The 18,336-nt window shown below is 42.3% G+C and carries 17 protein-coding genes; 8 read left to right on the top strand and 9 right to left on the bottom strand.

Going from position 1 to position 18,336, the window contains the following annotated elements; translation table 11 throughout:
- Nucleotides 1-258: 258 nt before the first annotated feature.
- Nucleotides 259-1,359 (bottom strand): CaiB/BaiF CoA transferase family protein, encoded by a 1,101-nt coding sequence (locus tag ADA55_RS10625; RefSeq protein WP_048683341.1) that lies wholly within the window; start codon nucleotides 1,357-1,359, stop codon nucleotides 259-261.
- 243 nt (nucleotides 1,360-1,602) lie between these two features.
- Complete coding sequence (locus tag ADA55_RS10620) at nucleotides 1,603-3,084, bottom strand: amino acid permease (protein WP_048683255.1); 1,482 nt, start codon at nucleotides 3,082-3,084, stop codon at nucleotides 1,603-1,605.
- 443 nt (nucleotides 3,085-3,527) lie between these two features.
- On the opposite strand from ADA55_RS10620, the gene ADA55_RS10615 reads away from it, so the two are divergent.
- The gene (locus tag ADA55_RS10615; RefSeq protein ID WP_048683339.1) at nucleotides 3,528-5,153 is read left to right on the top strand and encodes a M4 family metallopeptidase; all 1,626 of its coding nucleotides are present in this window, start codon (nucleotides 3,528-3,530) and stop codon (nucleotides 5,151-5,153) included.
- Nucleotides 5,154-5,431: 278 nt separating this feature from the next.
- A complete protein-coding gene (locus ADA55_RS10610; protein ID WP_034310428.1) occupies nucleotides 5,432-5,833 on the top strand; it encodes an SET domain-containing protein in 402 nt (133 codons plus the stop codon).
- A gap of 471 nt (nucleotides 5,834-6,304) precedes the next feature.
- Here the strand turns inward: ADA55_RS10610 and ADA55_RS10605 are convergent, their stop codons facing one another.
- Both ADA55_RS10605 and nagZ read right to left on the bottom strand, forming a co-directional pair.
- Nucleotides 6,305-6,493 carry a hypothetical protein gene (locus ADA55_RS10605; protein ID WP_034310424.1) on the bottom strand — a complete coding sequence of 63 codons (189 nt, stop codon included), beginning with the start codon at nucleotides 6,491-6,493 and terminating at the stop codon, nucleotides 6,305-6,307.
- Between the two features lie 89 nt (nucleotides 6,494-6,582).
- Nucleotides 6,583-7,818: a beta-N-acetylhexosaminidase gene (nagZ, locus tag ADA55_RS10600; RefSeq protein WP_081088497.1), complete on the bottom strand. Its 1,236-nt coding sequence runs from the start codon at nucleotides 7,816-7,818 to the stop codon at nucleotides 6,583-6,585.
- Nucleotides 7,819-7,987: 169 nt separating this feature from the next.
- Between nagZ and ADA55_RS10595 the strand changes: the two genes are divergently transcribed.
- Entirely contained in the window at nucleotides 7,988-8,341 is a 354-nt protein-coding gene (locus ADA55_RS10595; RefSeq protein ID WP_048683253.1) for a hypothetical protein, read from the top strand.
- Nucleotides 8,342-8,406: 65 nt separating this feature from the next.
- On the opposite strand, the gene ADA55_RS10590 is transcribed toward ADA55_RS10595, so the two are convergent.
- Nucleotides 8,407-9,189 carry a TrmB family transcriptional regulator gene (locus tag ADA55_RS10590; protein WP_034310422.1) on the bottom strand — a complete coding sequence of 261 codons (783 nt, stop codon included), beginning with the start codon at nucleotides 9,187-9,189 and terminating at the stop codon, nucleotides 8,407-8,409.
- A 214-nt stretch (nucleotides 9,190-9,403) separates the two neighbouring features.
- On the opposite strand from ADA55_RS10590, the gene ADA55_RS10585 reads away from it, so the two are divergent.
- Both ADA55_RS10585 and ADA55_RS10580 read left to right on the top strand, forming a co-directional pair.
- Nucleotides 9,404-10,174 (top strand): TSUP family transporter, encoded by a 771-nt coding sequence (locus tag ADA55_RS10585; RefSeq protein WP_048683250.1) that lies wholly within the window; start codon nucleotides 9,404-9,406, stop codon nucleotides 10,172-10,174.
- A gap of 106 nt (nucleotides 10,175-10,280) precedes the next feature.
- The gene (locus ADA55_RS10580; RefSeq protein WP_048683246.1) at nucleotides 10,281-11,219 is read left to right on the top strand and encodes an oxidoreductase; all 939 of its coding nucleotides are present in this window, start codon (nucleotides 10,281-10,283) and stop codon (nucleotides 11,217-11,219) included.
- A 77-nt stretch (nucleotides 11,220-11,296) separates the two neighbouring features.
- Here the strand turns inward: ADA55_RS10580 and ADA55_RS10575 are convergent, their stop codons facing one another.
- Nucleotides 11,297-11,737 carry a peptidylprolyl isomerase gene (locus tag ADA55_RS10575; protein WP_034310415.1) on the bottom strand — a complete coding sequence of 147 codons (441 nt, stop codon included), beginning with the start codon at nucleotides 11,735-11,737 and terminating at the stop codon, nucleotides 11,297-11,299.
- 162 nt (nucleotides 11,738-11,899) lie between these two features.
- Here ADA55_RS10575 and ADA55_RS10570 point away from each other — a divergent pair, with 162 nt between their 5' ends.
- Nucleotides 11,900-12,892: an NADPH:quinone oxidoreductase family protein gene (locus ADA55_RS10570; protein ID WP_048683242.1), complete on the top strand. Its 993-nt coding sequence runs from the start codon at nucleotides 11,900-11,902 to the stop codon at nucleotides 12,890-12,892.
- A gap of 37 nt (nucleotides 12,893-12,929) precedes the next feature.
- Here the strand turns inward: ADA55_RS10570 and ADA55_RS10565 are convergent, their stop codons facing one another.
- The 3 genes from ADA55_RS10565 to ADA55_RS10555 all read right to left on the bottom strand — a co-directional run bounded on the left by ADA55_RS10565 (nucleotide 12,930) and on the right by ADA55_RS10555 (nucleotide 15,461).
- The gene (locus ADA55_RS10565; protein ID WP_053087387.1) at nucleotides 12,930-14,396 is read right to left on the bottom strand and encodes a PAS domain-containing sensor histidine kinase; all 1,467 of its coding nucleotides are present in this window, start codon (nucleotides 14,394-14,396) and stop codon (nucleotides 12,930-12,932) included.
- Nucleotides 14,397-14,542: 146 nt separating this feature from the next.
- Nucleotides 14,543-14,971, bottom strand: a complete 429-nt coding sequence (locus ADA55_RS10560) for a cell wall hydrolase (protein ID WP_034310408.1) — start codon at nucleotides 14,969-14,971, stop codon at nucleotides 14,543-14,545.
- 220 nt (nucleotides 14,972-15,191) lie between these two features.
- Nucleotides 15,192-15,461, bottom strand: coding sequence for a DUF1292 domain-containing protein (locus tag ADA55_RS10555; RefSeq protein WP_034310405.1), 270 nt, complete (start codon nucleotides 15,459-15,461; stop codon nucleotides 15,192-15,194).
- 322 nt (nucleotides 15,462-15,783) lie between these two features.
- Here ADA55_RS10555 and ADA55_RS10550 point away from each other — a divergent pair, with 322 nt between their 5' ends.
- A complete protein-coding gene (locus ADA55_RS10550; RefSeq protein ID WP_055348503.1) occupies nucleotides 15,784-16,170 on the top strand; it encodes a VOC family protein in 387 nt (128 codons plus the stop codon).
- A 175-nt stretch (nucleotides 16,171-16,345) separates the two neighbouring features.
- Complete coding sequence (locus tag ADA55_RS10545) at nucleotides 16,346-17,989, top strand: alkaline phosphatase (protein ID WP_082162839.1); 1,644 nt, start codon at nucleotides 16,346-16,348, stop codon at nucleotides 17,987-17,989.
- The last annotated feature ends 347 nt before the right edge of the window (nucleotides 17,990-18,336 follow it).

Below are 18,336 nucleotides of genomic sequence, written 5' to 3'. Positions count from 1 at the left end.
AACTAACCCTCCTTACCAGCGATTTCCTTACCAGGATGCTACTCTGATACCCTGCCCACACTGGTTATAACTAGTAAATTTTCACAGTGGGAATATGTTGCTTTCCACAAATGATAAGAGGATAATTGTTCTCCTCCCGCTTCACTTCGAACTTCGAACGATCATATCGACCCTCCCCCTGCTTTTTCCGGCATTCAAAAAAAAACAGGCTATCACCTTCCAAAAAAACCGGAAAAGTGATAGCCTTTACATTTTTATTTAGCGATTGGGGGTGCGAAGGATTTCTGCGTTGTTTTGTCCTGGCTCCAAGCCTGCATGTTTATATTCAGGGGTGAAAACCGATGTTTTGATCGGGCAGGCGATTTGCCTCTGGACATTCCCTTTTCCGTCAGGTACCTCGACGATCATTCCCCTCCCCTTCAATTGGGGATGCTCGGCCGCTTCGGTGAAAGTCAGCACTGGTTCTGCGCAGGCCTCGAATTCAGCGAATATCTCCTGCCATTCATGAAAATCTCTCTCGCGGAAAGCCAGCCGGACGGCCGTTTTAAACCTGATTCCGCTTTCTTCATCGCTTTTCATGCTCAGCTCATATAATTCGGGTGCACCGATCGCTTCACATAATGCTTTTCGAAAAGGGGGCTCAAGGCTGCCTACCGAAAAATAGCGTCCATCTTTCGTTTCGTAAAAGTCATAAAAAGACCCTCCGTTCAGCATCAGTTTTTCTGGTTCAAGTTCAAGGCCCCTTTGTAAATTCCGAGGTGCGGATATGGCATTCAAGGCAAAACTGCAGTCGGTCATGCTGATGTCGATGGCTTGGCCGAATCCTGTTCTTTCCCTGTGAATGACTGCAGATAATATTCCGATGACAGCATGCAGTGAGCCTCCGGCAAGATCTGCTATTTGGGTTCCGTTTTTTGCCGGGCCGTCCTTTTTCGTACCGGAATATCCTGATAAGCCAGCAATCGAAATATAATTGATATCATGTCCCGGTCGGTCTTTATAGGGGCCAGTCTGGCCGTAGCCCGTGATGGAACAGTATATCAGCTTCGGGTTGATCGATTTTAATGCCTCATACCCCAGTCCCAGACGTTCCATGACACCTGGACGGAATTGTTCAATGACGATATCGTATTCCGTCACTAGGTTTCTTACGGATTCGATAGACTCGGATTGCTTTAAATCCAATGTGATCGACTTCTTCGATCTGTTAAGATATTGGTTTACACCCCATGAATCCTTTGTCCCCGGCCTCTCCACCTTCAAAACATCCGCTCCTAAATCCGCTAGCATCAAAGTGGCAAATGGGCCTGGCAGTAACGTTGAAAAGTCCAATACTTTTAAATGAGTCAATAAGGTCATCAGCCGTGCACCTTCCCTTTCCCTTGAAAATAGTAAAAGCCCTCCAGTCGTTCTGTACATGCAATAAAGCCGAGTTTACGATTATCATATAACACCTCCCATAACATTTGTATAAATTTCCATTTAATAAAAATAAAAAGCCAGGAATCAGCTTCCTGGCTTTTTATAATGAGCCTATAGAAAACAAGTAAAAGCCGGACAATTTAAAACTGCATTGTCCGGCTGCTTTTACTTTAAGCTTGTTCATTCATATTTTTTGTCAAAGTCAAATTCGACTTCATCAAGTTTAACGAATTTAGTTTTTCTTACAAATTTATAGCCAAGCCATAGACCAAGGAAAAGCGGGATTCCCAGGTATGCAGCTACAACACTGCCCCAATCGATATGGTCTGAGAAAAAGGCTTGGATATTTTGGGACAGGATGACGATCATGCCGATTAAAATGGCAAAGATCGGTCCGATCGGGAACCATAATGCCTTATATGGCAGCTTTTCCAATGAATGGCCTTGAGCGATGAACGCTTTCCGGAAACGGTAATGGCTGATGGAAATGCCGAGCCAAAAGATGAATCCTGTAATTCCAATGGCATTCATTAACCAAATATACACTTTACCATCGCCGAATATGGAGGCTAAAAAGGCCAGCATGCCGATGGAGCATGTCAAAATCATGCCTGCAACCGGTACGCCGCGTTTATTAAGTTTTGCAAAAATACGCGGTGCTTGCCCATCTTTTGCCATTGAATATAACATGCGCGTAGATGCATATAGACTAGAGTTACCAGCAGATAATACCGCTGTTAAAATGACGGCATTCATAAGCGAAGCGGCAAAGGCCACTCCAGCTTTTTCAAAAATGAGCGTGAATGGGCTTACCATGACGTTATCACCTTGCAAACTCGAGTTCGTATAAGGGATAAGCAGTCCAATTACGAAGATTGCCAATACGTAAAAGAGCAAGATCCTCCAGAAGACACTTTTAATGGCCTTCGGTATATTCCGTGCAGGATCTTCACTTTCCCCGGCAGCCACACCGACAATTTCGGTACCTTGAAAAGAAAAGCCAGCCGCTATGAAAACGATGAAGACACCCATGAACCCGCCCGGGAAAGGAGCGTCATCGACGGTGAAGTTTTTAAATCCTACGGCTTCGCCGCCCATAATGCCGACGATCATTAGCAGCCCGACGATAATAAAAATAACGATGGCGGTTACTTTTATGAAGGAAAACCAGTATTCCCCTTCACCATATCCTTTAACGGATAAATAGTTCAATAGGAAAATGAGCACCAAGAATGATGAACTCCATAACAATGATGGACTATTCGGAAACCAGAATTTCATGATCATTGTCGAGGCTGCCAACTCTGCAGCTATCGTCATCGACCAATTGAACCAATACGTCCATCCCAAGGCAAAACCAAATGCCGGATCGACGAATTTCGATCCATAGGTACTGAAAGAGCCGCTTGTCGGCATAAAGGCTGCCAATTCCCCTAAGCTCGTCATCACAAAGTACACCATTGCCCCAACTAAGGCATAAGCAAGTAATGCCCCGCCTGGCCCAGCTGTATGAATGGCTGCCCCGCTGCTGAGGAACAGCCCGGTACCAATAGCCCCGCCAATGGAAATCATCGTTAAATGGCGGGATTTCAAACCGCGCTTTAACCCTTGTTCTTCTTGCTTTGGAGGATGCAAGATGTCATTTTCTTGTTTTGGTATCATAATTTTTCATCCCTTTCTATATAAGCGCTTTCATATATGGGGAAATCATTTAATAAATTTTCCTATTTCATAGACTCTCAAATAGACCTAATTTACAATTCGAATTCCTTTTCTGAATATATGCAATTTTCATGCCAAGTTTACAAAGCGCAATATTCAACAGATTATCCAAAAAAATGCCTTCAATAGACAAATTTCTTTGCACTTTACGCCATGTTTTTTTTGCACATTATGCCATGTTTTTTTGCACATTTATTCATTTGGTTTAATTTAAATACATTCCAAATATTACTAAAAGAATATATTCAAAGAATATTTCTATTAAAATCCATTTTTCTCCATTTTATTCCTTTAAATGTCATATTTTTTGCGAGTTTTCTCCATTTGATAATAATTATGAAACGATGTAAAAATGAGGTATTCTCATGAAGGAGTTGAATGTTATGAAAGGTAAGGTATTTTTAGGAACTGCACTATCAATCGGTCTATTATTTTCTGCTATTCCCCATCAAGAAGCTTTAGCGGCAAAAAATGTGTTAAGTGTTGAAAAGTACAATAAGCATAGGGATTCGCTAGAATACAAGTCTGGGAAGCTTACGGACCCCTCAAAGCAAACGGCAGAAGATATCATTCTTACCTTTTTTGATCAAAACAAAAAGTCTTACAAGCTAGAAAAGCAAAAGGCGAAGGACTCCTTCACGATCGAGAAAGAAAGCAAGGATGAACTGGGCAATACCGTCCTTAAATTGCAACAAACCTATAAAGGCGTACCAGTATGGAATTCCACACAAGCCGTATTGATTGACGCTAAAGGTGTATTGACCGTCGTGTCCGGTACGGTTGAAGCCAATCTAAACACGAAATTAGGGAAAAAGGCTAAAAAAGGCATCAGTGAATCCGAAGCTATCAAGATAGCTGAAGCGGATCTGGGGTTCACACCTGCCTACGAGCAATCACCTGAATCCGACCTATATGTATACGCAAATGAAGGCAAGGCCGATTATGTATATAAAGTCAATTTGAAATTCTTAAGTCCGGAACCAGGAAATCATAATTATTTCATTTCAGTCAAAACGGGTAAAATCCTGAATAAATATAATACATTGGATGAAGTGACGGGGACCAACTCCGTCGGAACGGGCACTGGCGTCTTAAACAATACGGTGTCGCTGAACACTACCTTATCCAACGGTCAATACTACTTACAAGACAATACACGCGGTAAAGGCATCTACACCTATAACGCCAATAACCGTTCAAGATTGCCTGGTACACTCTTTTCCAACACAACAAATGCTTTTACTGCTTCTGCCGATAAAGCTGCGGTGGATGCCCATTATTATGCGGGTAAAACCTATGATTATTACAAATCCACATTTGGCCGGAACTCCTATGATGGTAATGGAACCATCCTGAAATCAACCGTCCATTATGGCTCAAGATACAATAATGCTTTTTGGGATGGCACCCAAATGGTTTACGGTGATGGAGATGGCACGACGTTCATCCCATTGTCCGGCGGGCTCGATGTCGTTGCGCATGAATTGACGCATGCCGTCACTTCCTCGGAATCGAACCTTACCTATCAATATGAATCCGGTGCTTTGAATGAAGCGATATCTGATATTTTTGGCACTGTCGTAGAATTTAAGAATCAAAGTGCCAAAGCCGATTATTTGGTCGGGGAAGATATTTACACACCTAACATTTCCGGTGATGCACTCCGCTCGATGGCTAATCCAACATTGAATGGGGACCCTGACCATTATTCGAACCGTTATACAGGAACGGGTGATAATGGCGGAGTCCACACGAACAGCGGAATTATTAATAAGGCAGCTTATTTAATCTCTGCAGGCGGAACCCACCATGGCGTGAGTGTTTCCGGAATCGGCATCGATAAACTAGGAACCATCTTTTATCGGGCAAACACAACATATTTAACTTCGTCGTCTACTTTTTCACAAGCCAGAGCGGCCGTCATACAATCGGCCTCTGATTTATACGGTTCAAGCAGTGCAGAAGTCACGGCTGTCAAAAATGCCTTTACAGCTGTCGGTGTGAATTAACAGATTTACCCATATATCAAACACCTCCCTAGCTTCCCTTTTAGCGGAGGTGTTTTTTCGTATCGGTCTACCTTGCGAGGATCATTTCGGCCGTTCGTTCCCTTTTTTCGTCCTTGATGTGAAGAATTCCGTCCTACGGTACAGGCGGGGCCTCAATAAAAACAAACTGAGTCGTTTACTAAAAATGATTAATTCCGTAAAATAGTTGCTTTTCTTCTTATTAACTGTCAAGCTTAGATGATCTGGACTATATTGAATAGAACAAGTAGGTGACGAACATGATTGAAGTTAAAACTTCCACACTCAGTGATGGCGAGTTCAATAGAGGCGTATTCGCAACACGAGATATTAAAAAAGGTGAGCTTTTGCATGAGGCACCTGTCATTGCATATCCGAACGAGGAGCATGTTTTCATTGAGAAGACATTGCTGGCTGATTATGCGTTTGAATATGGAATTAACCATACTGCCATGCTTTTAGGCTATGGCATGCTGTTTAATCATTCTTATACACCCAACGCTACGTATGACATAAACTTCAAGAATCATACGTTTGATTTCTTTGCTTACACCGACATAAAAGCAGGAGAGGAAATCCTGATTAATTATAATGGTGAAGTCGATAATGAGGATCCGCTTTGGTTCAATAAAGAAAATGACGGCGAAGATGAAGCTGAATGATCATTGATCCTTCATGAAAGCACTTGTACTTTTGAATGCCTGTCCATGGCCTTCGAAAGAAACGAGTGCTTTTCATTTTTCCTTTCACCTGCTTGAAGATTTCACGGTGATTTTAAATCGTTTTAGTTGTTTACTATGAGAATATTAAGCAATAAAAAAGCCCCAATAAGAAAAACTTAAAGGGGTATTTGGATTTCGGAATGCTCGCACCCCGAACCATGATTTTAAACTTGATTATCTGTTGATTATACGAATGGAACCCTCTCTAAATTGAAGAAATTTGCGACACTCCTGCCGAATAACTGGCTAGACGAGACCCCAAAGACGCTTGCGTCGAGGAGGCTTGGCAGACAGTCGGCGGAAAGGGAGCGGATTTCTTCAATCAGCGGGAACTTTTTAAAAAAACTGGTTCTTCTCTATTTTGTTTACAGTTTGACCCCATTAAGATTAACTTAATGGGGTCAATTCACCTTAACGTACGGATGGGTTACTTGATTTTGTTTTGGTTATTGATTGGAATTGGCTCTTCACCTTGTCAATGGTTTCTGGGGTGGCTAGAGATCTTATTTGACTCATGGTTTTTTCACGGGTTTTCTTATTGCGCATTAAAAATGCGGCTGCTCCTATCAGGACGGTTCCAAGCATTTTGTTTGATGGCATGTAGTTTCCTCCTTCAAGTTAGTCCTATATAGTGTTCCCTCTATCAGCTGATTTAAACAAAGCATCCTTTCGAGAGAGCGGTTTCGCTTTTATTCATCCTCGCTCAGGCTTTCGATGTACTTTATGCTTTCGGGATTTTTCACGACTTTTTCCGCTTGATCCGGGTCAGCTTTCGTTTGCTTCATGTTGTTAAGTTTATATGTCAGCACTCTTTTCACTGACTCGTTAATTCTATCCATTGGAACTTCCCCTGCTTTTACTGCTTGCAGTAAACCGTTATATACCTCAAGCTCATGGGAATATTCATGACAGACAAGTAATAAGTCGGCTCCTGCGAGGATTGCCTGCTTCCCCATCTCATCATAGGAGAAATACTTGTTCACAGCCCCCATTTCCAAATCGTCGGTAACGACAAGTCCCTCATATTTGAGTTTCCCCCGAAGCAGGTCTTCTATGATGATTTTAGAAAGGCTTGCTGGTTTTTCTTTATCATAGGCTGGATATTTAATGTGGGTCACCATCACAAAAAACTTTTGGTTATCCATTTCACTTATGATTTGCTTGAAGGGATAGATATCCGAATTTTCCAGATCAAGTTGGTTTGCCTCCACGGAAGATGTTTCGACATGCGGATCGATTTCGCTGCGTCCGTTTCCGGGAAAGTGCTTCAATGCACCAGTTATCGATACATCATTCAAGCCTTGAATGGCTTTCTTTCCGTATTGATAGACCTTTTCCGGATCTTGCCCCAATGAACGTTTATCCGTTTTCGATAGATCAAGTACAGGGGCAAAATTAATGTTAATCCCCATGGTGCCCAGTTCTGTCCCATTCAATTTGGCCACCTTGTACATGTCTTCAATAGAGGCATTTTTTCCAAGATCCTGTTGCGCAGGGAGGGGCGATACCCTTTCCTTCATCCTGATGATGTCCCCGCCTTCCTGATCGATGGCCACCATCAACGGAAGCGAATGTGCACTTTGATTGGCCGTTTGCTGAAGCGAGTTGGATAACCTGGCCACTTGTTTAGGTGATTTCATATTCCGGTCAAAATAAATGACGCCTCCTATATGTTTTTGTTCGATGAGCTCCGTAATTTCATCGCTCTTTTCAGTCCCCTTGAAACCGACCATCATAAGCTGTCCGATTTTTTCTTCAAGCGTCATTTTATTCAGTAATTTCTCTATTCTCTCATGATTAGCTGCATCGTCGTCTTTCCCTTTTTCCGCTCTGGAATCGACATCCATATTCAACTGAATGAACACGGCTGAAAAAGCGAGGATTGCGATGAAAAGCAGGCCCATAAATATTTTTTTATTCCTCATATTTTGACCTTCTGTCCTTTCTTGTTTGCCCTTTTATTGATTTTGTTGCACACTTCTTAATCATGTTCATAAAGTAACGATTCTATATCATCATTGCGGATTTTTTTGCATAAACCATTAGCCGCGTCTAATACTACATACATAGCCTAATTCCAAAGGAGATGCACCCATGAACGGAATCTTGAAGAACATTGCCGTCACTTTCGGTCATGCAGTCGATTATGCAAAAGAAAAAATAACAGCCATTACAGGAACAACTTCTGTTACGATAGCGGAATTGAGTGAGCATATCATCAATCAGCCCGAAACAAAACTAATCAGGAAAGACCTTTTAGGGATACCTTTTTCCTTTTATCATTTACAAATGGAAGACGTTACGTACTATTTGGAAATGAAAAGCTCACAGGTTCTCCAGTTGGATGTTCAAGCGCATAATCATACGATTGTGTCTTACAGGTCTTATCGAGATAAATCCAGCTTGCCCACGGCCATTAAATTTCCTAAAACCCTTTTATCCGAATGACTCTGGTACAAAAATAAAAAAGCTGATATCCCCTGCATATGGGGTTATCAGCTTTTTTTCAAATCTTATAGGGAGAAAAAACGGTCTCTTTCACTTGAAATCCATTTCTCGGCATCTTCTTCATCCTTTTTAACCAAGCGGTTAACGAGGATATCATGCCAAATGTAATTTTCGAGAAAATTGATATGAATGGGATCATCTGTGTAGAACGCCGTTTCTCTCGTTTCGGGCGAAGGGCCGTAAATCGTCTCCTTGCCATCAATGGATAAGATGAACCATTTGTTTTCCCCGATATTTTCCACATAGCTTGTTTGGCGATGTATATCTATACCCGATAATGGGTTTTCAACCTGAAATGCAATCCCCTTGAGCGTGCAATGCGCAGCGGCCCCTATTAGCTCTTGTTCAAGTTTTCCATACATCTCGTCCCATAGGGAAACCACCACCCTTTTCTCGGCTTTTTGAATCAAGGTACGGCAGAAGGATAGGATGTGCCCTTCACCTTTAAGCGTCATTACACGATTGTCGGACATCGGTTCGTTTTTCTCGAATTGCTTTAATGTATGGCTGATGGATTGATAGGTATTGTTCCATTTTGACTGAACCGATTCCAAAAAAACATCGACTGGCAGCGGTGAATATTTTATCGAGTCATTGATTTCCTCTTTTAAGACGATTCCTTCTTCTTGCAGTCCATTTAATATTTCATAGATGCGGGCCCTTGGAATTCCTGACTCCTTGCTTACTTGATAGGCACTGGTTGGGCCTTGGCGAACCAAAGAAACATAAGCCTTTGCTTCATATTGACTAAACCCGAGAGACTGTAGTTTTTGAATGATATCTTGCATAGTACCTCCTAGTGCTTTGGTAAGTTATATGCCTATCATACCAAATCTCTTATCGAAATCTATTCGATTTCAAACAGTATGGCTCAAATATTCTTATTTACAGGACGGTTCATATTAGTTACTATCTAAATAGTGACTAATATGAACGCGTGGATTATGGCTCCAGCAAAACAAGCATTTCAGCCATAATGCCACTGATACGGAGGCTTCTTGGATGGAAGATATACAAATTTCAACACTTTTGCTGCTGATGTTTTTCGGATTTTTGGCAGCATTCATTGATTCCGTGGTCGGCGGCGGCGGCCTGATTTCGATACCCGCTTTATTATTTTCAGGACTTTCCCCGTCAGCAGCGATCGCTACGAATAAGTTAGCAAGTTCCATGGGGTCCTTAATAAGCACCATTGCATTCATTCGCTCAGGTAAGGTTGATTTCAAATTGGTTTCAAAACTTTTCCCATTGATTTTCATAGGTTCCCTGCTAGGAGCTTGGGTTGTCAATTTCGTCTCGCCTGAATTATTAAAGCCAATGATCCTGGTTTTATTAATAGCTATTGCCATCTATACCTTTTTTAAAAAGGACTGGGGCCAGAAATCGACTTACCATACACTCACATGGCAAAAGGCTGGACTATTTGCGTTCGCTATATTTGCCATTGGTTTTTATGATGGCTTTTTGGGCGCTGGAACGGGATCCTTCATTTTGTTTGCCTTTTTAATGATTGGCTTTGATTTTTTGAACTCTGCAGGAAATGCCAAATTTTTGAACTTCGGAAGTAATTTGGCGGCACTGATCATGTTCATATTCCTTGATACCGTCAACTTTTCCTATGGAATTCCAATGGGGATCTCCATGATAGCAGGAGCGTTGGCCGGTTCTAAATTTGCCATTAAGAAGGGAGTGGCATATGTAAGAGTATTATTTATCATCGTAACCGTCATTCTGATCATGAAAAATATATTGGATTATATAATGGGCGGCTAATCTTTTAAAAAAATAGACGACAGCACAACGTCCCCGCACAGAATTTGACATATAGGAATTATTTGGGTATATGATAGGTAAAGACTGTGTGGAAAGGTGTGATTGGATGGTTGGAAAGTGGAATGGCGAAGAAATGGCAGATGTATCGGGGCAAACCATTGTGATTACTGGTGCAAATAGCGGGCTTGGCTTCGAAACGGCTTTTGCTCTGGCCGGTAAGGGGGCAGAGATCATCCTTGCGGTCCGGAATGCTTCAAAGGGTGAAAAGGCGGTCGCTAGAATCTTATCGGTCCATCCAAAGGCAAATGTACGTGTGATGGAGCTGGATTTAAGTGATTTGAGCAGCATTCGGCATTTTGCCGCTTCCTTTCAGGAAAACTATGAATCTCTCTCCGTCCTCATCAATAACGCAGGTGTGATGATTCCGCCGTACAGTAGGACGAAGGATGGCTTCGAGCTGCAATTCGGCAGCAATCACCTCGGTCATTTTGCTTTGACCGGCCTCCTTCTTCCGCGTATCCTTTCTACGCCAAAATCGCGTGTGGTCACATTGAGCAGCTTGGCCGCCATCAATGGATATATAGACTTCGAAAATCTAAATGGTGAAAACGGTTATAAACCAATGAAATACTATGGGCAAAGCAAGCTGGCCAATCTACTCTTCGCCCGCGAATTACAGAATAAATTCAACCAGCATGGCGCAACCCCAATCAGTGTTGCCTGTCATCCGGGCCTTTCCCATACTAATCTCATGTCACGCGGTTCTGGCAAACCCATAAATAGATTCGTGCACTTTCTTTCCAAAACCATCACCCAGCCGGCAAGTATGGGGGCATTGCCTACCCTTTATGCCGCAACGGAACCTGCATTGACAGGCGGGGAGTATATCGGACCCGATGGAAAGAAGAGCAGAAAAGGCTTTCCCAGAAAAGACGAGATCATCGACACCTTATATAATGAAGAAACGTCGAAAAGATTATGGGATATTTCAGAAACCTTGACAGAGGTCAAATATCGTTTCACTGAAAGCATGACGCCAAAATGACTCTATATTTCCCTGTCTTCGCTCATGAACAGTGCAAAAAGAAAGAGGGAGCATAATGCCCCCTCTTTTCGCTTCCATCATTCAGCGTCAAAAACTTCGACTTTTTCCATTTTGTCGCCATTTTTCATGGCTTTGGCTGTTTCAAGTCCAGAAGTCACTTTACCGAATACTGTGTGAACACCGTTAAGATGCGGTTGTGGTTCATGCACGATAAAGAATTGGCTTGAGCCTGTGTCTTTTCCAGCATGTGCCATAGATAGGCTTCCTGCCTCATGTTTATGAGGGTTTCCTTCTGTTTCACATTTGATTTGTGTGCCGCTTCCGCCTGCGCCTGTACCTGTTGGATCTCCGCCTTGGCTTACGAAACCAGGGATTACACGGTGAAAGACTACGCCATTATAAAATCCTGTGTTTGCCAAGTTTTCGAAGTTAGCCACTGTGTTAGGTGCTTCGTTCGGGAAAAGGTCGAATTCGATTTTTTCTCCATTTTCCATAAGTATGTATCCTTTTTTAGCCATGTTAAACATCTCCTTTAATATGAATTGAATCAAATCTAATAGTACCATTTTTAGTAGCAGAAAGAAAAGGAAGCGCTACTTATTTCGAATTGTATCATTATACATTCCTCTATTTTTTCTTTTATAATGGGATAGATTCATTATTATAAGGGGGAACGAACCATGATACAGCAATTTGATGCATTAGTCGTGAATAAGCAAGATGATCAATTCACCGTTAACATTCAGCAGCTATCACTTGATGATCTACCTCAAGGCGAAGTGCTCATCCGTGTTCATTATTCCGGTGTGAACTATAAAGATAGCCTTGCAGCCATTCCAAATGGAAACATTGTCAGCAGCTATCCGATCGTTCCTGGAATTGATATGGCTGGTGTTGTCGTTTCATCTGAGGATTCCCGCTTTAAAGAAGGAGACGAAGTCATTGCGACCTCCTACGGAATTGGCGTTTCCCAATCAGGGGGCTATAGTCAATTTGCCCGTGTTCCTGCCGAGTGGATCGTCCCGCTTCCTGATGGCCTAACAATGAAAGAGGCGATGATCATCGGAACGGCCGGTTTCACTGCAGCACTATCGGTACTGCGGCTGGAAGAAAATAACCTCACACCTGAGCAAGGGAGCGTTCTTGTCACTGGTGCAACTGGCGGGGTCGGCAGTTTTGCCGTCTCGATCCTTTCCAAACTTGGCTATTCCGTTGAGGCGAGTACTGGAAAGGAATCGGAACATGGATATTTGAAGGCAATCGGTGCGTCGACCATTGTATCGCGTGAAGATGTATATGATGGCAAGCTTCGGGCTCTGGGCAAACAGAAGTGGAGCGGGGCGGTAGATCCCGTCGGCGGTGAACCGTTAGCTTCGGTCCTTAGCCAAATCAAGTATGGCGGAGCTGTGGCGGTAAGCGGATTGACAGCTGGGACAAGCCTTCCTGCCACCGTCTTTCCATTCATCCTAAGAGGTGTTAATCTACTTGGGATCGATTCGGTCAATTGCCCGATGGATACAAGATTGAAAGTTTGGCACCGCCTTGCCACCGACTTTAAACTAGAGGATTTGGAACAGCTCGTTCAACAGGAAATTACACTTAAGGAATTGCCTGACGTCCTTCCTACCCTATTAAAAGGGGAAGCAAGAGGCAGGACGATCGTTAAACTATGAACCAAAAAGTGACGAGAGCATTGCTTCTCGTCACTTTTCATTGTGAACTTTCATAGATAGGGAGACTGATATCGACAATCGTCCCTTCTCCCACTTCGCTGCTGAAATGAATTTCCCCATTATGCTCATGGATGATTTTGGTGCTGACCATGAGCCCAAACCCTGTTCCTTTTTCAGATGTACTATAAAAAGGCTGCCCTAGATGCTTCATGCGCTCATTTGAGATTCCGCAGCCTTGATCAATGAACCGGATCATCGCAGATTCACCTTCATGGTTTAACTGTATATGAAGTTTGCCGCCATTCGGCATGGCTTCTATCGCATTATTGACGACATTCGTGAATACTTGTTTTAACTGATTCGGTTCGCCAAAGACAGATGCCGAATCCGTATTATATTCCTTGATGATTTCGACATCGTTCAATATCGCTTGAAACTCGGCTAACGTAATCACACTGTCCAATATCTCGTTAAGCTGAATGAGTTCACAAACCTTCGCTTCAGGCTCTGCTAAACTTAAAAACTCATTGGCCAGGATTTCGATTTTTTTAACTTCGCTGACCGTCATTTCAAGATAGTCCTTTTGCTCAGGGTCTTCCCTTAATAATTGCAAAAACCCTTTGACCGTAGTTAATGGATTTCTTATTTCATGTGCGATGCCTGCAGCCATCTGTCCTACCGCCGATAACATATTGGATTTACAGAGCAGCTCTTCGGTCTTTTTACGCTCCGTAATATCCCTACAGAATACCTGTATTGCTGGTTGCCCTTTATAAATAATCGGAAGACCGAGTGTTTCTCCATAAAATTCTTGTCCGTCAAGCCGAATGAACTTTTGTTCCAGTAAACCAACCGCCTGATGATCGTCCCTCATGATTTCGATTCTTCTTTGTACACTTTCCCGGGACTCCAGGTGGACGAACTGAAAAACCGATTTACCGATAATATCTTCCACACTATCCATCCCAAGCATTTTTGCCCCCATGGGATTCATATACTCGATGATCCCATTGCGATGTACAAAAATCGCTTCAGGTGACACCTCCACTAAACTGCGATACCTTTGTTCACTTTCCTTCAAGGCAGCTTCAGCAAGTTTTTGATTCGTAATATCCCGATAAACGAAAACCAATGCGCACGGCTCATTTTCATTATCGCGGATATTAAACAGGGAGATGCTTACATCTATTAACTGGCCATCCTTCCTTAACCTGACCGTTTCAAAGCCTTTCTTTTGTACCCCTGCCTTAATTTGGTCATGCAATTCATTGACTGACTCCTTCAAGAAATCAGGAATAATTGGAAACGGCATGCCAATGAGCTCCTCATTCGTCCATCCGAAAAACTCTTCAAAAGCTGCGTTCACCTGAAGGGTCTTTCCTTCCAGATCAACAATGGAAATGGCGTCCGGGTTGTTCTCCATGAAAGACTTGAATTTCTCGGTACTATCCTCCGGCTGTTCTCCCATTTGCCCTTGTCCATAATCAATAAGCCTTTTACTCATCAATTTTTTATTCCTTTCTTATCCGGAAATTTACAGTCTCAATTTTACAGTATCAGTAAATCATTTGCCAGTTTTATCATATGTTTTTTCCAAGTTAAGGATTGATGCACAAAGAGGCCAAACCCCCATAAGGTTCAGCCATTTCCTTAAAATGTATTATAAATATTGGGACATTCTGTACCTGTTGGTTCATAAAAGCAATGGAGCTTGAAACGCCCAACAAGGGGCTGATTATACCAGGTTGCCGGGCAATCTCCCGGTGGCCTGAAGTACCATAGGCTAAATTTCGAAGGCCATAGCCTTTCGCCGCTTACGCTGCGGCGTGCAAGCCTCTTTTCCCTGTCTCTTGCCCGCTGATAAAAATACCCCTTCTGTACAGCCTCAAAGGCATGCTCCTGATAAATCATGTCTGGAATCGTCCTCAACCCTTTGAAATCGGAACAATTCGACCTAATCCGATTGACCCCTACATTACCGATCATCAGCATGCCTTGATCACCTTCACCCTCGCCTTCCGCCCTAAGCAATCTAGCCAATAAGGCAATATCGGCATCAGTGTGCTTTACAACGGCCATCCCATCACCTCCACTTTTTAATCCTATGCCTTTGATATGGAAAAATACTCCGTTTATTAACAAAACCTTCATATGGAGTACACGTCCTATCAATAATACAACCCTATACTTAAGTAAGGCTGGATAGCACGCGTGGCTATCATGGTATTTGGCGAAGGCGGGGCCGGTACTTTCCTTATACATATAAAAAAGACGGCACATTGTGCCGTCTTTTATCTTGTCATTCTTTCGCTTCAAATGCCGCTTCAAACGCCAATGATACCTTTTCGAATTCTTCATCCGATTCGATATCGAGCAGTTCACCTTCGCCTTCGACCCTGAAAAAGAAAATATCGATATCTTCATCCGTATCCTCTTCAATATCTTCAAGCAAGCCTACTGCAACATATTCCGTTCCTTCTACATCCAATGAACCTAAAACCTCAACTTCATGGCCTTCATCACTGTCATCAGTAAGAGTGAAAACTTCACCTTCACGAATTTTTCCCATACTACCTCTCCTCTCCTATCCATTAATAATGGAGTTGTTTCCATAGTATATCGACTATTCCATTTAGAAACAAATTTTTGCCCTGGAAAATGATGAATACATTTCTTTCCAAGAAAATAATCTATCAAGAGATACTATGGAAGAAAAGTATTATCCCATAAGCCATTTGTCATTTTTCATTATTCACCAATACTTTCCCTTTATTAACATCATTTTAAAAATTATCTAAAAACGGCTATAAAAAAGTAATTTAATTCCGAATAATCTTATATATACTACTATTAGCAAGTTGCATACGGATTTAATGAAGGAGGAAGATTTCTTGGCTGTAAAAAGGGTCGATCACATTGGCGTTGTTGTAAAAGATCTTGAAAAATCCATCGCCTTTTATCAAGATGTGCTGGATTTAAAATTAAAGGCACGCATGACTCATACTAATGGAGTGATCGAACTGGCATTCCTCGGTTACGAAGAGTCGGACGAAACAGAAATAGAATTGATTCAGGGATATAGCGACACACTTCCCTCCGAAGCAACGATCCACCATTTTGCCATTACCGTGGATGATATCGAAGAAGAATATGACCGGATCAAAAGCTTGGATAACACCGAACTGATTGATGAAGAGATCGTCACCCTTCCGAATGGTTATCGCTATTTCTACGTATATGGACCGGAAAAAGAGTGGATTGAATTTTTCCAAAGGTAAAAACCATCCTAAAAAGGCAGAGTCTTATAGACTTCTGCTTTTTTTTCGTTCACTCTATTCTTCAAACAAAATTTACAGATAAAAAACCTTTCTTAACTTACTTGAAGTAATTTCTTAATATACTGTATTTATCCTAAAAGTAATCATATTTTTGGAGGTATGCATTTTGGGGAAAATGAGCAAAAAGGTAGCAGGAATTACTTTAGCTGGTGCGGTGGCCATATCATCACTTGGTATTTCAACAATGAAGGAAGATGTCCAGGCTAAAGACAAGAAAAAAGAACCAACAAACGTCATCATGATGGTGATGGATGGAACAAGCACAGGAGCCACAACCCTTTCAAGGTGGTATAAAGGCGATAATCTAGCCATGGACGAAATGCTGTCTGGCGGCATGCGTACATATTCGGCTGAATCGGCCATTACCGACTCAGCTCCTGCAGCAACAGCGCTTGCGACAGGAAATAAATCAAATGATAAATTTGTCGGTGTCCTGCCAACCATCGTTAATTCTCCAGGGCTCGATCCGGTTAATCCGAAAAATGCCCATAAACCAGTCGCTAACGTTTTGGAGGGTGCAAAACAAGCTGGAAAGGCTACTGGCATCATTTCTACATCTGAAATCCAGCATGCTACACCCGCAGGCTTCTCCGCTCACGTGACACATCGAAGCAATTATGGTGATATTGCGGAACAGCAGGTTTATCAGGGAATTGACGTCGTTTTGGGAGGGGGCAAGGAATCCCTTTTACCAGGTAAAACAAAAAATGCAAGAATTGATGGAGAAAACCTTTTGGAAGTGCTCGATGATGACAAATATGATTTTGTTGAAACCCGTGACGAGCTGTTAAACTCCAAATCGAATAAAATTTGGGGAAGCTTTGCACCAAGCGCCCTGGCATATGATTTAGATCGTAAAACAACAAAGCCAAGTGAACCCACTTTAGCTGAAATGACCAATAAAGCCCTTAAAACCTTGAAAAAAGATAAAGATGGCTTCTTCTTATTTGTTGAAGGAAGCAAGATTGACTGGGCTGCTCACGGAAACGACACGATCGGAATGATTAGTGATACTTTAGCTTTTGATGATGCCGTGAACGAAGCCCTTACGTTTGCAAAAAATGACGGAAACACGATGGTCATTGCTGTAACGGACCACGGGAACAGCGGAATTACAATGGGTAACGTAAACACGAACTCCTCCTACCCGGAAACACCCGTATCAGCTTATATCGATCCATTAAAGAAAGCGAAGATGACTGTTGAAGGGGCCTTAAGTAAACTAAAACCAGATCATTCCAATCTGAAAGAAGTTGCAGCACTGTATGGACTGGATAATCTGACTTCTGAAGAAACAGCAAAACTTACCTCTACTAAAAACGTAGGTGCTGAAATGACAAAGCTGCTTGCTAACCGTGCCAACATTGGCTTTACAACTGGCGGTCATACAGGTGAAGACGTATTCCTGTATTCTTATGGCCCTTCAAAACCGACTGGATTAGTGGAGAATACAGACCTCGCTAAAAAAATGGCCGAATTCATGGGCTTTGATTTACAAAAATTATCGAACAAACTATACATGAATGCTAAAGATTCCTTTGAGAAAAAAGGATATTCAACCCGCATTGATGTTACAGACCCGAATAACCCGGTTTTCGTAGCGAAAAAGGGGCAGCAAAAAGTGGAGTTGCCTGCAAATAAGAATATCGTTATCAGCAAGACTCCTAAATCCACTAAACAAAAAGAAATTAATGCGATTACCGTTTACAACGGAAAAGACTTTTATATATCCGAACAAGCATTAAAGGCAGTCAAGTAAGCAACACTATTGAATGGGAAGGAGCCCTTGTTTTTAACAAGGGCTCCTCAGACTGTAAACAAATTAATTATTGTCCCAGTTGATTTCAGAAATCCGCTCCCTTTCCGCCGACTGTCTGCCAAGCCTCCTCACCGCAAGCGGCTGTGGGTTCTCGGCTAGCCAGTTTTTCGGCAGGAGTGTCGCAATTTTCTTCAATCTAATGAGGTTTCGTCCGTATAAACAAGCACTACACTGCCCTTTATTCGGACTCCATCCCCTTTTGTTGCCAAACTGAGGAGCCCTTCTTTAACAAGGGCTCCTCAGACTGTAGACAAACTCGATGAAAATCGAGTTTGTCTATTTTTATG

The sequence above is a fragment of the Bacillus sp. 220_BSPC genome, assembly GCF_001054655.1.
Classification (GTDB): domain Bacteria; phylum Bacillota; class Bacilli; order Bacillales; family DSM-1321; genus Peribacillus; species Peribacillus frigoritolerans.
Note: the sequence above shows the minus strand (reverse complement) of the source record. Positions and strands in the feature narration are given on the sequence as shown.

What these genes read in the sequence shown, in the direction of transcription:
- ADA55_RS10570 (WP_048683242.1), top strand. Translation starts at nt 11,900, where the DNA reads ATGATACAGCAATTTGATGCATTAGTCGTGAATAAGCAAGATGATCAA.
- ADA55_RS10555 (WP_034310405.1), bottom strand. Translation starts at nt 15,461, where the DNA reads ATGGGAAAAATTCGTGAAGGTGAAGTTTTCACTCTTACTGATGACAGT.
- ADA55_RS10585 (WP_048683250.1), top strand. Translation starts at nt 9,404, where the DNA reads ATGGAAGATATACAAATTTCAACACTTTTGCTGCTGATGTTTTTCGGA.
- nagZ (WP_081088497.1), bottom strand. Translation starts at nt 7,818, where the DNA reads ATGAGGAATAAAAAAATATTTATGGGCCTGCTTTTCATCGCAATCCTC.
- ADA55_RS10580 (WP_048683246.1), top strand. Translation starts at nt 10,281, where the DNA reads ATGGTTGGAAAGTGGAATGGCGAAGAAATGGCAGATGTATCGGGGCAA.
- ADA55_RS10625 (WP_048683341.1), bottom strand. Translation starts at nt 1,359, where the DNA reads ATGACCTTATTGACTCATTTAAAAGTATTGGACTTTTCAACGTTACTG.
- ADA55_RS10610 (WP_034310428.1), top strand. Translation starts at nt 5,432, where the DNA reads ATGATTGAAGTTAAAACTTCCACACTCAGTGATGGCGAGTTCAATAGA.
- ADA55_RS10545 (WP_082162839.1), top strand. Translation starts at nt 16,346, where the DNA reads ATGAGCAAAAAGGTAGCAGGAATTACTTTAGCTGGTGCGGTGGCCATA.
- ADA55_RS10595 (WP_048683253.1), top strand. Translation starts at nt 7,988, where the DNA reads ATGAACGGAATCTTGAAGAACATTGCCGTCACTTTCGGTCATGCAGTC.
- ADA55_RS10590 (WP_034310422.1), bottom strand. Translation starts at nt 9,189, where the DNA reads ATGCAAGATATCATTCAAAAACTACAGTCTCTCGGGTTTAGTCAATAT.
- ADA55_RS10605 (WP_034310424.1), bottom strand. Translation starts at nt 6,493, where the DNA reads ATGCCATCAAACAAAATGCTTGGAACCGTCCTGATAGGAGCAGCCGCA.
- ADA55_RS10615 (WP_048683339.1), top strand. Translation starts at nt 3,528, where the DNA reads ATGAAAGGTAAGGTATTTTTAGGAACTGCACTATCAATCGGTCTATTA.
- ADA55_RS10620 (WP_048683255.1), bottom strand. Translation starts at nt 3,084, where the DNA reads ATGATACCAAAACAAGAAAATGACATCTTGCATCCTCCAAAGCAAGAA.
- ADA55_RS10565 (WP_053087387.1), bottom strand. Translation starts at nt 14,396, where the DNA reads ATGAGTAAAAGGCTTATTGATTATGGACAAGGGCAAATGGGAGAACAG.
- ADA55_RS10560 (WP_034310408.1), bottom strand. Translation starts at nt 14,971, where the DNA reads ATGGCCGTTGTAAAGCACACTGATGCCGATATTGCCTTATTGGCTAGA.
- ADA55_RS10575 (WP_034310415.1), bottom strand. Translation starts at nt 11,737, where the DNA reads ATGGCTAAAAAAGGATACATACTTATGGAAAATGGAGAAAAAATCGAA.